The 13590-nt window shown below is 55.6% G+C and carries 13 protein-coding genes and 4 tRNA genes; 2 read left to right on the top strand and 15 right to left on the bottom strand.

Going from position 1 to position 13590, the window contains the following annotated elements; all coding sequences use genetic code 11:
* The first annotated feature begins 9 nt into the window (after window positions 1-9).
* On the top strand, window positions 10-378 hold the full coding sequence (locus tag VIJ98_RS00810) for a DUF6516 family protein (protein WP_154156865.1): 369 nt from the start codon (window positions 10-12) through the stop codon (window positions 376-378).
* On the top strand, window positions 375-752 hold the full coding sequence (locus VIJ98_RS00805) for a MarR family transcriptional regulator (RefSeq protein ID WP_061719364.1): 378 nt from the start codon (window positions 375-377) through the stop codon (window positions 750-752). The genes VIJ98_RS00810 and VIJ98_RS00805 overlap by 4 nt, the downstream gene beginning before the upstream one ends.
* 564 nt (window positions 753-1316) lie before the next feature.
* Here VIJ98_RS00805 and VIJ98_RS00800 read toward each other — a convergent pair.
* The 15 genes from VIJ98_RS00800 to wzzE form a co-directional block, all read right to left on the bottom strand.
* A tRNA-Pro gene (locus VIJ98_RS00800) sits at window positions 1317-1393 on the bottom strand.
* 37 nt (window positions 1394-1430) lie between these two features.
* A tRNA-Leu gene (locus VIJ98_RS00795) sits at window positions 1431-1517 on the bottom strand.
* A 16-nt stretch (window positions 1518-1533) separates the two neighbouring features.
* Window positions 1534-1609: transfer RNA gene (locus VIJ98_RS00790), tRNA-His, on the bottom strand.
* 92 nt (window positions 1610-1701) lie between these two features.
* Window positions 1702-1778: transfer RNA gene (locus tag VIJ98_RS00785), tRNA-Arg, on the bottom strand.
* A 159-nt stretch (window positions 1779-1937) separates the two neighbouring features.
* Window positions 1938-2672 carry a lipopolysaccharide N-acetylmannosaminouronosyltransferase gene (wecG, locus tag VIJ98_RS00780; protein ID WP_101763764.1) on the bottom strand — a complete coding sequence of 245 codons (735 nt, stop codon included), beginning with the start codon at window positions 2670-2672 and terminating at the stop codon, window positions 1938-1940.
* A gap of 28 nt (window positions 2673-2700) precedes the next feature.
* Window positions 2701-4044, bottom strand: coding sequence for an ECA oligosaccharide polymerase (wzyE, locus tag VIJ98_RS00775; protein ID WP_323271879.1), 1344 nt, complete (start codon window positions 4042-4044; stop codon window positions 2701-2703).
* Entirely contained in the window at window positions 4041-5111 is a 1071-nt protein-coding gene (locus VIJ98_RS00770; protein ID WP_323271878.1) for a TDP-N-acetylfucosamine:lipid II N-acetylfucosaminyltransferase, read from the bottom strand. Before VIJ98_RS00770 ends, wzyE begins: the two co-directional genes overlap by 4 nt.
* A complete protein-coding gene (gene wzxE / locus VIJ98_RS00765) occupies window positions 5108-6361 on the bottom strand; it encodes a lipid III flippase WzxE (RefSeq protein ID WP_323271877.1) in 1254 nt (417 codons plus the stop codon). The genes VIJ98_RS00770 and wzxE overlap by 4 nt, the downstream gene beginning before the upstream one ends.
* A complete protein-coding gene (gene rffA, locus VIJ98_RS00760) occupies window positions 6361-7491 on the bottom strand; it encodes a dTDP-4-amino-4,6-dideoxygalactose transaminase (RefSeq protein ID WP_323271876.1) in 1131 nt (376 codons plus the stop codon). The genes wzxE and rffA overlap by 1 nt, the downstream gene beginning before the upstream one ends.
* The gene (gene rffC / locus VIJ98_RS00755; RefSeq protein ID WP_323271875.1) at window positions 7488-8186 is read right to left on the bottom strand and encodes a dTDP-4-amino-4,6-dideoxy-D-galactose acyltransferase; all 699 of its coding nucleotides are present in this window, start codon (window positions 8184-8186) and stop codon (window positions 7488-7490) included. Before rffC ends, rffA begins: the two co-directional genes overlap by 4 nt.
* A complete protein-coding gene (rfbA, locus tag VIJ98_RS00750; protein WP_256698028.1) occupies window positions 8164-9045 on the bottom strand; it encodes a glucose-1-phosphate thymidylyltransferase RfbA in 882 nt (293 codons plus the stop codon). The genes rffC and rfbA overlap by 23 nt, the downstream gene beginning before the upstream one ends.
* 22 nt (window positions 9046-9067) lie before the next feature.
* Complete coding sequence (gene rfbB, locus VIJ98_RS00745; protein WP_323271874.1) at window positions 9068-10144, bottom strand: dTDP-glucose 4,6-dehydratase; 1077 nt, start codon at window positions 10142-10144, stop codon at window positions 9068-9070.
* Window positions 10141-11400 (bottom strand): UDP-N-acetyl-D-mannosamine dehydrogenase, encoded by a 1260-nt coding sequence (wecC, locus tag VIJ98_RS00740; protein WP_323271873.1) that lies wholly within the window; start codon window positions 11398-11400, stop codon window positions 10141-10143. The genes rfbB and wecC overlap by 4 nt, the downstream gene beginning before the upstream one ends.
* A gap of 2 nt (window positions 11401-11402) precedes the next feature.
* Window positions 11403-12527 carry a non-hydrolyzing UDP-N-acetylglucosamine 2-epimerase gene (gene wecB / locus VIJ98_RS00735; protein WP_323271872.1) on the bottom strand — a complete coding sequence of 375 codons (1125 nt, stop codon included), beginning with the start codon at window positions 12525-12527 and terminating at the stop codon, window positions 11403-11405.
* Between the two features lie 10 nt (window positions 12528-12537).
* Complete coding sequence (gene wzzE / locus VIJ98_RS00730) at window positions 12538-13587, bottom strand: ECA polysaccharide chain length modulation protein (RefSeq protein ID WP_323271871.1); 1050 nt, start codon at window positions 13585-13587, stop codon at window positions 12538-12540.
* Window positions 13588-13590 lie beyond the last annotated feature (3 nt).

Below are 13590 nucleotides of genomic sequence, written 5' to 3'. Positions count from 1 at the left end.
CATAAGTATATGGGTGATGAAGACTACGGATTAAATACGCTGATCGACATGGATGGATATCGCTTTACTTACGAGAACGGATATTGGTGGAAAATTGAGGTTCGTAAGGAAGCACCGTCGAAGTTCAGGCCGCATGGCATAAGGTACAACCTTACCTTCCATAACAATTACAACACCCGCATCTTCGGCATAGATAACGCTCATGCTATTAAGCCGTCGAAGAGAGGTTTTTCGGGGAAATGGCGGGTTTATGACCATATGCATACAACGTCTGTTGATTCTGGGCAGCCTTATTTCTTTGTTTCGGCCAGCCAACTGCTCGAAGACTTTCTGGAAAATGTAGACAAAATAATCAGTGAAAAAGAGGGTAAATCATGAAAGCACTCATAGGCATTATTTCTCCAGAGAATATGCGTAATCGAATGCTGAGCATTGCGAGTGGGCAGTACAAACCTGAAGCTGATGAACCCAAAGTTTGGTTTGCGTCCATGAACGCGATTGCGCAGGTGCTTAGCAATGAGAACATCCTACTTCTCAGGCTGATGCATGAGCGCAAACCTCAGACCGTTACAGAGCTGGCGGAGCTTTCGGGACGTCAGGTCAGTAACCTGTCTACGACGCTGAAAACGTTGGAAGGACACGGATTTGTGAGCTTAAAGAAAATAGGTAATAAAAAAATTCCTACTGCACTTTTCACTGAGTTCGATATACGCGTGACCAGTGAGCTCATCTCAAAACCCGAGGCGGCTTAACTGAACCTTGCATTCCGAAGCCGAATCTACCCTTCGCCATATTGCAGACAAAAAAACACCTGCCATAAGCAGGTGTAAGATCAGGTCGTTAAGACAACTGATGGCATCCGACTCAACGTAATGTCCTTCTTACTGCAGTAAAGCGTGCGCAAATACTGCCAGGCTGGACAACGGATGCCGTAAGGGGCTCTGCATCATTCCCAGGTTTATGTAGCATCAGCAAACATAAGAGGTGGAATGAGCATCTACAGGGAGATTATTGCACAAGACGTGCCAAAGTTGCAGTTAACGCAATAAGTTATTTTATATCAACAGGATAAAACCTAACCCACGTTCCAGGTGTATGCCACTGTCTGTAAATCACGACGCATAAACCAAAAGCTGTCTCCGCAAAGCGACAAGCTATGCAAGGAATTGTAATTCATATATAAATCAGTGAGTTATATGTATCTGAATAGCGACAATATGCAGGATTACGCTTAACGGAAATGATGGGATGAGCGGCGAACGTGAGGAAAAGTACAAACGAAAAAAGCCTGCTTTTTCAAGCAGGCTTTTCGAATATGGTCGGCGAGAGAGGATTCGAACCTCCGACCCACTGGTCCCAAACCAGTTGCGCTACCAAGCTGCGCTACTCGCCGATTTTTTACTTCTTTAACGCTACTGCGTAATTTTGCTTGGTGCGAAGGGAGGGACTTGAACCCTCACGTCCGTAAGAACACTAACACCTGAAGCTAGCGCGTCTACCAATTCCGCCACCATCGCGTGACCGAGCAAAATCTGGGGTGGCTAATGGGACTCGAACCCACGACAACTGGAATCACAATCCAGGGCTCTACCAACTGAGCTATAGCCACCATAATTCTGGTGCGTAAGCATGTCTCGCTTACTAAAATTCACTGCATAACGCGGTCTAACCAACCACCGAAGCTCTTGCGCACAAACTAAATGGCGCGCCCGACAGGATTCGAACCTGAGACCTCTGCCTCCGGAGGGCAGCGCTCTATCCAGCTGAGCTACGGGCGCGTAGCGCCGTTGCGGATGGGCATACTACGGGCTTGACCTCATGCTGTCCAGCCCTTTTTTAGAAAAAAACCGCGTTTGATTACGCTTTGTGCATTCCATCGATAATTACAGCAGTTTGAGGTGCTTACCCTCGTATTTTTGCTGGAAAAACCAGCAATTTCAGAGATCGCCGCGCCAGTGGTAGCGCAAATATTTCAGCAGCTTTAATTGGCGGCGCAGACGCGAAGGCTGACGAATGAGACGATACAGCCATTCCAGCCCGGATTTTTGCCACCAAACGGGCGCGCGCTTAACGTGTCCGGTAAAAACATCGTAAGTGCCACCAACGCCCATATAGAGCGCATGCGGCCAATGTGCGCGGCAATCACGCATCAATAGCTCCTGACGCGGCGAACCTTGTGCCACCGTGACAATCTGCGCACCGCTTGCGGCAATACGTGCAAACAGCGCATCACGTGCTTCAGGCGCAAAGTAACCATCCTGGCTACCAACGATATTCACATTCCACTGCCGCCGCAGCTTGTCGCAGGTTTCCTGCAGCACGGCCTGACGCCCACCAATCAGAAACACCGGAATGCCGCTGCGTCCCGCGCTCTCCATCAGCGCTTCCCACAGATCCGCGCCCGCGATGCGGTTCACCTGCAGCTGGGGATATTTCTTACGTAGCGAACGGACGATGCTGATGCCATCCGGATATTTGAATTCTGCCTCAGCAATCAGTGCGCGTAGCTGCGCATCTTCTTCCAGCGTCAGCATTTTCTCGGCATTCATCGCCACCAGCGTGCCGCAGCGCGGTTTGCCCTCGGGCAGCAGAAAGCGCAGAAAGCTTGCCATATCGTTGAAGGCGTGAAGATCGACTCCGCGCAGGCTATAGCGCGGCTTATCGGTTTCCATGGTATGAATTTCCCGTTGTGCCCAGAGGTTAAGATGGGCTGTGTAAAACCGGCTCGCTGCGCGGACGAATCAATCCCGCGCGCGCCAACAGCCAGTAAAGCAATTTAGCCGCCCACATGCAGGCCGCAAAAATCAAACAAAAGAACACCACGCGCGAGCCGAAAGCATCCAGCCCTTCACGCGCCAGCACGATCATATTAAACACCGCGCCGAAGCAGAAACTCTGCAAAATCGCCCCGCTGTAGCGATTGCTGGTATCGCGACCATAGAGATAAAGGTTATCGAATCCTTTCATCAGCAGGCCGACAGCCACCGCACCGATTGGGATAAACCACACGCCGCCCATCACTACCAGAGAACCCAACAGCGTCGGCGAGATCGCCAACCCGGAATGGTTGTTCAGCACTTCCCAGGTAAAGTAGTTGGCGCTATTGAGAATGGCTGCTGGACGTCCCGGCCACATCCAGCTGGGAATGAACACGTAGAAATCGCGCCAAATCGGTGCCAGGCCCTGAAAATCGATCTTGTCGTAGTTTTGCAGTAATAGCGCCAGATTTTCCCACGGCGAGAAGGTATCGCGCGTCAGATAAAGGAAGGTGTAAAACGCCTCATCGCCGACCACGTCGAGGTTATAGCGACGCAGCGCCAGCCAGAACATGCCGCCGATTGCCATCACACCGGCGCCGACCAGCATCCACAGCGTGATCCAGCCGCGCGTAATACCAATGAACAGGAACAGCGCGAAAGCAATGATGATATTGGCGCGCGTGCCGCCCACCAGCGCGTAGGTCAGCAAGCCAAATGCCACCGACACCAGTAAAAACCACAGCCACTGACGTTGGGTTGGCTTGAGGAAGTAGCGAATCAGCATCGCCGGAATAAAGAAGTAGAAGAAGCGTTTGAGCGCCACGCCGGACACTTCGCTGGAGAAAATCTGGTTGTAAGCCGAAAGTCGGAACAGCAGCAGGCCGTTGTGCATAAAGAACACCGTCACGGTGCCAATCGCCACCAGCGCCAGCAGCAAACAGGTCAGATTGGTTTCAACCCGATTCATCTGCAGCCAGGGCTTACGCGCAGGCGCATTGGCCGGGCGCAGTCGCACTTTGTAGCTGACGTAATAGATGGCATAAAAGCTGGTAGCGGCCAGCAGCGCCTGCAGCAGATATTCCGGCGACACCACCGCCACGTTAAAGCGGAACACCAGCACGCTGGTCAGCGGGAAGCCGAAATAGAAGGTCAGTAAAAAGAGAATGGTGAAGAACAGGTGGAAGTTGAAACGCACCCGTTTAAATTCCCGCCAGGTTAAGGTCAGAATGAAACCCAGCGAAAACAGATAAACCACCAGCAGACCACTAAACTGCATCAGGCTCATGTTCTCTCCCTTTCACTCAGGGTTAGCGCATCGCGCCAGCCTGCCAGATAGCCAGGGGCAAAAAAGGCAATCGATGAGTGATCACATTGCGCTAATTGTCGTTGCGCTTCGGCCACGCTGGCCGCATCCAGCGTATCTTCGCTAAACAGCACCGGCAAACCTTGCTCGCTGAGATCGCGCCAAAACGGATTTTTGCGGTTCAGCACAAACGGAATATTGGCCTGAATCAGCAGGCAAAGCGTACCAATGCCTTGCTGGCGCTCGAACATAAAATAGCCGAGCTGACAGCGGCTAAGCAATGTCAGATAGGCATCAAAGTCGATTTTGTCGCGCAGCAACGTCACTTGCCCCGCCGGGAACAGGCGCTGCGCGGCAGCGGCAATCTCTTCGATGTAAGCGTGATTATTTTGCGGATAACCGAGCGGCACGACGATTTTTACCTGTTCGCCAAACTGCGCGCAAATCGCCTCCAATCCGGCAATGTGGCGATTACTGCGATCGCCTGAATTGCCGAGCAGAATAGTGAAATCGGGACTTTCCACCGACGCGGGCGGCGCCACATTCGGCATACGCGTCGGGAAATAGAGCAGCGAAGCGGGAACGCGCGGATGGCGCTGTTGAAAATGGTGCAAATCACCCCGCGTCGCAAATACACGCGCCACGCGCCCTTGCGCCATTCTGCGCAGCAGATAAAACAGCTGATACTTGAGGCCGCGCCCTTCTTCATAGAGATCCGCGCCCCATACGTGCCAAAACGCCTGCTGACGGCGCAGTTTGCCGCTCAGTAAGGCTATCCAAATGCTGGGATTAAACTGGCCGTGAAAGAAGAATCGCTGCGAGCGATCGGCGGCACGCGCTATCACCGCTTGCGCCAGTGCACGCTTGCTGGCAAAGGTTTCAATCTGCAATGAACTATACGCTTGCAGCGTCTCGGGCGCGCTGGAAACCACCATAAACTGACGCGGCGCAGCGACAGGTAGCTCGGCGCTTATCACGTCATTAAAGAAGCGCAGCACCGTATGATTGTGATGCGGGATATCCGATCCCAATACGTGAAAAGTCGTCATTTTTTCCGGCAATAAATCATGAAGGCGCCACAACACAGGGCGAAATAGAGAACGTAGGTTGCCATGTAAGCCTGCGCGGCCCCGGCAGTTCCGTGCAGCGGAATCAGCCAATGGGAAAAACCGGTCAGCAACGCAAACTGGCTGATTTCCGTCAGAATATAGAAACGCAGCGACGCTTTGGCGATCACCAGATATCCGAAAACATAGGCGCCGACTTTAAACACATCTCCGCACAACTGCCAGACGAAAAGGTCACGCATCGCGCTGAACTGCGGCGAAAACAGCAGCCAGATGGCGACATCGCGCAGCAGCCATACGCAAAAACTGGCTGCCGCCACGGCAGGTAATACAAAGCGCAGCGCACGCCCAATCTCACGCGCGATTTGCGGCTTCTGCTCCAGGCGTGCCAGCGTGGGCAGCAGCCAGACGCTAAAGGTGGCGGTGATAAATTGCAGATAGGCATCGGAAATACTGGTCACGCCCTGCCATAAACCCACCTGCGCCCAGCCTTGTTGCTCAGCCAGCAGATTTCGCATCATCACCCACGCCACCGGCAAGGTGAACGAGGTGATTAACGCCATCAGCGTAAACTTCGCCAGATTGCGCGCCAGTTCGGGATGCCAGCTTGGCATCAGCCAGCTCAGCGGCAACTGATCGCGATGGCGACGCAGCATCAGCAATGCCGGAAACACCAGTAGCGCCGGTACCAGCGCCAATCCCACTAACGCACCGGCATAGCCGCCCAGCCACCAGCACAGCACATAACCCATCACGCCAATTACACTTCCGGCAATCAGCGCCAGCGCATTGCCACGCGCATCGCGAAAACCTTTCAGCAACGCCAGCGTCAGGTTGGCCCAGGCAATGCCGAGTTGCAGAAAGGCGACAATGCGCACCACGTTTGCATATTCAGCATGACCAAACAGCGCCGTGCTGATCGGCGACGCCGCCAGCAAAAACACCAGCGCCAGCAGCGTTGAAAAGCCGAGCACAATCGCCGAAGCCGTGCCGGTCACCGCGCGTAACTGCTGCGGCTGTTGCTGATGTTGCGCTACTAGCGTAGTGACGCCGTTAAAGATGCCCGCGCCCGCCAGCACGCCGAGTACGGTAATCAACTGGCGGAAGTTACCGGCTTGCCCGATCCCTTCCGGCCCAAAGCTCACCGCCAGCAGTTTCACTACCAGCAGGCCAGCAACGATTTTTACCAGCGTCGAAGCGGCGGTCCAGACTGAAGCTTTTGCTAATGACATCAGGCAAAGAAACTCAGCAGCGAACTGATCACCGTACGCTGGTTGTTATCCGACAAGTTGTAGAACAGCGGCAGGCGCAGCAGACGCTCGCTTTCACGCGTGGTGAAGGCATCATCACCATGGAAGCGGCCAAAACGTTCACCCGCTGGCGACGAGTGCAGCGGGATGTAGTGGAACACCGTGAGGATTTCCGCCTCTTTCATCCAGTTGATCAGCGCCTGACGATCGTCGCTGTCGCGCAGCTTGATGTAGAACATGTGCGCATTGTGGCGGCAATTTTTTGGCACCACCGGCAGCTCAATACGACCTGCTGCCGCCAGCGGCTGGAGCGCATCGTAGTAGCGCTGCCACAAACGCAGGCGCTGCTGATTAATCTGCTCCGCCGCTTCCAGCTGCGCCCACAAATAGGCTGCCTGCAGATCCGCCATCAAATAGCTGGAGCCGATATCGCGCCAGGTATATTTATCCACCTGACCACGGAAAAACTGGCTGCGATTAGTGCCTTTTTCACGAATAATCTCGGCCCGATCCACCAGCTTCGCGTCATTAATCAGCGTTGCGCCGCCTTCGCCGCCGGCGGTGTAGTTTTTGGTTTCATGGAAGCTAAAGCAGCCAATATGACCAATGGTGCCCAGCGCGCGCCCTTTGTACTGCGACATCACGCCCTGCGCGGCATCCTCGATAACATAGAGTTTATGCTTCGCCGCCAGCGCCATGATGCTGTCCATCTCGCAGGCCAAGCCCGCGTAATGCACTGGCACGATGGCGCGGGTTTTCGGCGTGATCGCCGCTTCAATCAGCGTTTCGTCGATATTCAACGTATCGGGACGCACGTCGACAAACACAATGGTCGCGCCGCGCAGCACAAAGGCGTTGGAGGTAGAGACGAAGGTGTAGCTCGGCATAATCACTTCATCGCCTGGCTGCAGATCAATCAGTAGCGCTGCCATCTCCAGCGACGCGGTGCAGGATGGCGTTAGCAGCACTTTCTTGCTGCCGAAATGCTGTTCCATCCACTGCTGGCAGCGGCGAGTAAAGCCGCCATCTCCGCACAGCTTGCCGCTGGCCATAGCCGATTGCATGTACTCAACTTCGCTGCCGACAATCGGCGGCGCATTAAATGGGATCATGAGGCTTTCCTGTAGAACCAGTAAGCGGTGCTTTCCAGCCGCGCACCGCTGCGTAAATAGAGGCGCATCGCCGTGAGATTGCTGAGCTGGGTCGCCACGCGCAGATGCGTTAGCTGACGCACGCGGCCCCAGTCGGCGGCAGCGAGCAGCAGGCGCTGGCCGACGCCGCAGCCTTGTGCGGCAGGCAATACCGCCAGCAGACCGATGCGCATTTCGCCGTCAGCTTCGCGCATCGAGACAAAACCTTGCAGCGCACCCTGCTCATCGCAGGCCACCAGACATTGATTATCGAAGGTGCCGCGCACCGCATTTTCAATCCACTGCGCGTAAAAACGTCCGCTATCCGCCGCAGCAAACCACGGTGCGCGGAAACGGCTTTGACTAAACGCCTGCGCAGCCGCTTCACGCAGTGCCGGGATTTGTGCTTCCCGCGCAATGCGCACGCCAACTTGCCGCTCGGTGTGTTTGATGCTGAGAGTGAGATCGGCTTCGCCTTCCACCAACTGAAAACCGTGCTGGCTTAGCGCATCAATGGCATCAACACGTTCAGCGGGCACCTTCACCTGCCACAGCGCATACGGTTGCTGAAGCGCCTCGGCCAGCGGCAGATCGCCATCCAACGACAAGCGCGCGCTGTTCTGACCGAAGAATTCATTCTCCCACGTAAGGGGATCAATATTGACGCGGACGGGCATTGTGAACATCCAGCAGATACTGGCCGTAGCCGGTTTTGGTTAGCGCCTGAGCGGCGGCTAAAAGCTGGGCATCGCTCAGCCAGCCGTTACGCCATGCAATCTCTTCCAGGCAGGCAATTTTAAAGCCCTGACGTTTTTCCACCGTCTGCACAAACATACTCGCCTCAATCAGGCTGTCGTGCGTACCGGTATCCAGCCAGGCAAATCCGCGCCCCAGCAACTCCACCGCTAGCTCGCCCTGATCGAGATACATCTGGTTGATGGCGGTGATTTCCAGCTCGCCCCGCTCGGAAGGTTTCACCTGTTTGGCAAACTCCACCACGCGGTTATCGTAAAAATAGAGGCCGGTTACCGCCCAGCGCGATTTCGGCTGCTGCGGTTTCTCTTCAATGGAGAGCGCGTTGAAATCGTCATCAAACTCCACCACGCCAAAACGTTCCGGATCCATCACCTGATAGGCAAAAACGGTCGCGCCGCTGCTGCGCGCGGCCACTTTCTTCAGTTTGGGGCTGAATCCCTGGCCGAAATAAAGATTGTCGCCCAGCACCAGACAACAGTGATCATTGCCGATAAAGGATTCACCAATAATAAACGCCTGCGCCAACCCATCCGGGCTAGGCTGCTCGGCATAGGCCAGCTGCAAACCGAATTCACTGCCGTCGCCCAACAGGCGTTCAAAGTGGGCACGATCTTCCGGCGTGGTGATGATCAGGATTTCACGGATCCCTGCCAGCATCAGTACCGACAGCGGATAGTAAATCATCGGCTTGTCGTACACCGGCAACAGCTGTTTCGAGATGGCGCGAGTAATCGGATGCAAACGCGTACCCGAACCACCGGCTAAAATGATGCCTTTCATCGCTGCTCCTTCATCATGGGTTTCAGCGCGGCGTGGCTAAGCCTAAACGCTCGCCACGATAGCTGCCGTTAAGAATCGACTGCCACCATTGCGGATTGGCCAGATACCACTGCACCGTTTTGCGGATACCGCTCTCAAAGGTTTCCTGCGGCGTCCAACCCAGCTCGCGCGCGATTTTACTGGCATCAATGGCGTAGCGCTGATCGTGGCCGGGACGATCGGTAACAAAGGTAATCAGGTCGCGATAGCGAGGCAGTTGCGGCGCACGCTGCTGCGGTGCCAGTTCATCCAGCAGATCGCACAGCGTTTCCACTACCTCAAGATTACGTCGTTCATTGTGGCCACCAATATTGTAGGTTTCCCCCACTTTGCCGCTGCTCACCACGCTATACAGCGCCCGCGCGTGATCCTCTACGTACAGCCAGTCACGTATCTGGCTGCCATTGCCGTAAACCGGCAGCGGTTTGCCCGCCAGCGCATTGATGATGGTGAGCGGGATCAGCTTCTCCGGGAAATGATACGGACCGTAATTGTTGGAACAGTTAGTGATGATGACCGGCAAACCGTAGGTACGCAGCCAGGCGCGCACCAAGTGATCGCTGCTGGCTTTGGTCGCCGAATAGGGGCTGCTCGGCGCGTATGGCGTGGTTTCAGTAAAAAAGTCGTCGCTACCATGCAGGTCACCAAACACTTCATCGGTGGAGATATGGTGCAGAATGAAGCCTTTTTTGCGCTCATCTGCCATGCCATTCCAGTAATGACGCGCTGCTTCCAGCAGCTGATAGGTGCCGACAATATTGGTTTCGACGAAGGCGATTGGCCCATCGATCGAACGGTCAACATGGCTTTCCGCCGCCAGGTGCATAATGCAATCCGGCTGATACTGCGCCATAACGCGATCCAGCTCCTCGCGATGGCAAATATCCACCTGCTCAAAGGCAAAACGCGCATCCTGTTGCACCGGCGCCAGCGACGCCAGATTGCCGGCATAGCTCAATTTATCGACCACCACTACGCGGTGATCGGTGTTTTCAATCAGAAAGCGCACCAGCGCCGAACCGATAAAACCTGCTCCGCCGGTGACCAGAAACTGTTTCATCGCCAAACGCCTTTGGTATCAACAATCCACGGTTGGGCAATCTGTGCCGCATCAATCGCGCGGAACTGGGCGTGATCAACCAGCATCACCAGAATATCCGCCTGCTGCAGCGCTACGTCAGTGGCAACCAGCGTGGCTTCGTGCGCCAGACGTTGCGGAATATCTTTCACATGCGGCTCAACCACCCAGGTTGCGCCGCTGTGCCATTCGGCAATCCGATGCGCGACGCTCATCGCCGGGCTTTCGCGCAGGTCATCAATATTCGGTTTGAAGGCCAGACCAAAGCAGGCAATGGTGACATCGCTGGCGCGTTTGCCGCTGGCGGTAAGACATTCTGCTAACGCCTGTTTTACCTGATCCAGCACCCAGCCCGGTTTGGCGTCATTCACTTCGCGCGCGGTGCGAATCAGTCGCGCCTGCTCGGGATTTTGCGCCACGATAAACCACGGATCAACGGCGATACAGTGCCCGCCAACGCCCGGTCCAGGTTGCAGGATGTTGACGCGCGGATGGCGATTCGCCAGCGCAATCAGCTCCCACACGTTGATGCCCTGCTCGGCGCAAATCAGCGACAGCTCATTGGCAAAGGCGATATTTACATCGCGGAAGCTGTTTTCGGTGAGTTTGCACATCTCAGCGGTGCGCGCATTGGTCTCCACACACGCGCCGCGCAGGAAAATGCGATACAGCTCGCTGGCGCGTGCGGAACAGGCTGGCGTCATGCCGCCAATCACGCGATCGTTTTCCAGCAGTTCGACCATCACTTTGCCGGGCAACACGCGCTCCGGGCAGTAAGCGATAAACACATCGCACGCATCACCGTGCTGCGGGAAACGCAGATCGGGACGCGCCGCCGCCAGCCATTCCGCCATTTGCTCGGTGGCACCTACTGGCGACGTCGATTCAAGGATCACCAGGTCGCCCGCTTTTAATACTGGTGCAATCGACAGCGCCGCGGCCTGCACATAGCTGAGATCTGGCTGATGGTCGCCGATAAACGGCGTGGGCACGGCAATCAGGAACGCATCGGCGGCTTCGGCCTGCGTGGTGGCACGCAGATGACCGGTACGCACCGCTTCGCGCACCACATCACCCAACTCGGGTTCCACGATATGGATATCGCCGCGATTAATGGTTTCGACGGCGCGGACATTAATATCCACACCAACGACTTTCTTTCCCTTTGAGGCAAAAACGGCCGCCGTTGGCAGCCCAATGTAGCCCAGTCCGATAACGGAAATGGTTTCAAAACGCATGGTTAGACTCTGTGTTGTTTTAGGGCATGCAAGATGCGCGCGCAGGCATGACCATCGCCATACGGATTGTGCGCGCGGCTCATTGCCTGCCAGGCTTCATCGTCCTGCAACAGCAGGCTGACTTCAGCGACAATTTTACTGATATCGGTGCCGACCAGTTTCACCGTACCTGCGTCCACTGCTTCCGGACGCTCGGTGGTATCACGCATCACCAGCACCGGTTTACCCAGCGATGGTGCTTCTTCCTGAATGCCGCCGGAATCGGTAAGAATCAGCCACGAGCGATTCATCAGCCAGACAAACGGCAGATACTCTTGCGGCTCAATCAGGATGATGTTTTCGATGCCGCTGAGAATGCGATTAACCGGCTCGCTGACGTTGGGATTGAGGTGCACAGGATAGACAATTTGCACCTGCGGATGCTGACGCGCGATTTGCGCCAGCGCACTGCAAATGCGTTCGAAGCCGTCGCCAAAACTTTCGCGGCGATGACCCGTGACCAGAATCAGCTTTTTGTCGGCATCGAGGAACGGATAACGCGCGGCGAGGCGGGCATTGAGATCGGCGTCGTCCAGCACGCGATCACGCACCCACAGCAGCGCATCAATCACCGTGTTGCCAGTGACGAAAATGCGCGCGTCCGGCAGATTCTCTCGCAGCAGGTTTTGCCGCGAGTTTTGCGTCGGCGTGAAGTGATAGCTGGCGAGATGGCCGGTGAGCGTGCGATTGGCCTCTTCGGGCCAAGGCGACATCAGATTACCGGTACGTAAACCCGCTTCCACATGGCCCACCGGAATCTGGTGATAAAACGCCGCCAGGCTCGCCGCAAACGTGGTAGTGGTATCGCCGTGTACTAACACCACATCCGGCTGGAAATCGGCCAGAACGGTTTTCATACCCTGCAGAATGCGGCTGGTGATCTCCGTCAGCCCTTGTTCCGGGCGCATGATATTCAGATCATAATCAGGTTGCAGCTGGAACAAACGCAGCACCTGATCGAGCATTTCACGATGTTGTGCGGTGACGCATAAGCGCGACTCGAACGCAGCATCCTGCGCCAGCGCCTGCACCAGCGGAGCCATTTTGATCGCTTCAGGACGCGTGCCAAATACCGTCAGAACTTTCACGTGGCTTCTCTTAATGGCTCGTTGCTAACGTTGAACGCGGACGACGCACCAGCGCCACTCCCGCACCGACCAGCGCGCCAATCACGCCCCACATGATCATCATAAACAGGCGGCGCGGACTATCGCGCGACACCGGCTCTTCCGGGGTGCGCAAGTAGCGGTATGTCTGGAATTGTTTATCCAGACGCGGCCCGGCCTGCAGCGTACTCAGCATCGCTTTATTTTGATCATAGCTTAAATCGTAAGCAGGTCCGCTGGCTTGTAAAGTGTCAAGTTGCGCCTGCAGCATTTGCTGCCCGAGCAAGAAACGATCGCTGTCTGGCAGCACCTCGCCGGTTGCCGGTGCGCGGTTCTCTTTGATGCCCTGCTCGCTCGCCACTTTCAGCGCCTGCTCGATGCGCTGGCGTTGACGTTCAAATACCGACTGCGCCACCTCCTGCTGGCGGTTAACCTGCGACGCCAGCTGCACGCTGCGCGCCTGCCAGGCGCCTTTCAGTTCCGCATTAAGATGACGCGCCGCACGTTCGCTGGCGTAGGCAATATATTGACGCAGCAGATTGTTGGCATCGCTGGCGGTTTCGGCAACCAGTTTGATGTTATCTAAGATATTGCGCGCCGGATCGGCAGCGGTGAACTGGATGTTGGTGATCAAATCATCAAGCAGCGCCGCATCGTTGTGCGCGTTGCCGCTTTTACGACTTTTGAAGTATTCAGTCTGCTGCCAGAAATCGCGACGCGTATCCCAGGATGCCAGCTGCATGGTGAACTCCTGATAAACCTCATCCATCACGGTTGGGGCTGGCGAGCTGAGATTGAGCGTATTGCTGCGCACATCCAGATTATTGAGGAATTGTTGCTGCACGAAGAAATCACCCAACATATTCACCGTTGGACGATCGGTCACCGCCGTGGTGCTCCACGCTTGCTTCATTAACATCGATGCCAGCCAGGCGACCAGCGCAAACAGCAGCGCCAGACCGATGATCCAGCGTTTACCACGCCAGAGCGTGCAGCCAAGGCCACGCATATCCAGTTCGTTCTCCACAACGACAGAGGTCATAAC

The sequence above is a fragment of the Pantoea sp. S18 genome, from assembly GCF_045689705.1.
Taxonomy (GTDB): domain Bacteria; phylum Pseudomonadota; class Gammaproteobacteria; order Enterobacterales; family Enterobacteriaceae; genus Pantoea; species Pantoea symbiotica.
The sequence above is the reverse complement of the archived record's forward strand: the minus strand, read 5'-3'. Positions and strand labels throughout refer to the sequence as shown.

What these genes read in the sequence shown, in the direction of transcription:
- VIJ98_RS00810 (WP_154156865.1), top strand. Translation starts at nt 10, where the DNA reads ATGGGTGATGAAGACTACGGATTAAATACGCTGATCGACATGGATGGA.
- VIJ98_RS00805 (WP_061719364.1), top strand. Translation starts at nt 375, where the DNA reads ATGAAAGCACTCATAGGCATTATTTCTCCAGAGAATATGCGTAATCGA.
- wecG (WP_101763764.1), bottom strand. Translation starts at nt 2,672, where the DNA reads ATGGAAACCGATAAGCCGCGCTATAGCCTGCGCGGAGTCGATCTTCAC.
- wzyE (WP_323271879.1), bottom strand. Translation starts at nt 4,044, where the DNA reads ATGAGCCTGATGCAGTTTAGTGGTCTGCTGGTGGTTTATCTGTTTTCG.
- VIJ98_RS00770 (WP_323271878.1), bottom strand. Translation starts at nt 5,111, where the DNA reads ATGACGACTTTTCACGTATTGGGATCGGATATCCCGCATCACAATCAT.
- wzxE (WP_323271877.1), bottom strand. Translation starts at nt 6,361, where the DNA reads ATGTCATTAGCAAAAGCTTCAGTCTGGACCGCCGCTTCGACGCTGGTA.
- rffA (WP_323271876.1), bottom strand. Translation starts at nt 7,491, where the DNA reads ATGATCCCATTTAATGCGCCGCCGATTGTCGGCAGCGAAGTTGAGTAC.
- rffC (WP_323271875.1), bottom strand. Translation starts at nt 8,186, where the DNA reads ATGCCCGTCCGCGTCAATATTGATCCCCTTACGTGGGAGAATGAATTC.
- rfbA (WP_256698028.1), bottom strand. Translation starts at nt 9,045, where the DNA reads ATGAAAGGCATCATTTTAGCCGGTGGTTCGGGTACGCGTTTGCATCCG.
- rfbB (WP_323271874.1), bottom strand. Translation starts at nt 10,144, where the DNA reads ATGAAACAGTTTCTGGTCACCGGCGGAGCAGGTTTTATCGGTTCGGCG.
- wecC (WP_323271873.1), bottom strand. Translation starts at nt 11,400, where the DNA reads ATGCGTTTTGAAACCATTTCCGTTATCGGACTGGGCTACATTGGGCTG.
- wzzE (WP_323271871.1), bottom strand. Translation starts at nt 13,587, where the DNA reads ATGACCTCTGTCGTTGTGGAGAACGAACTGGATATGCGTGGCCTTGGC.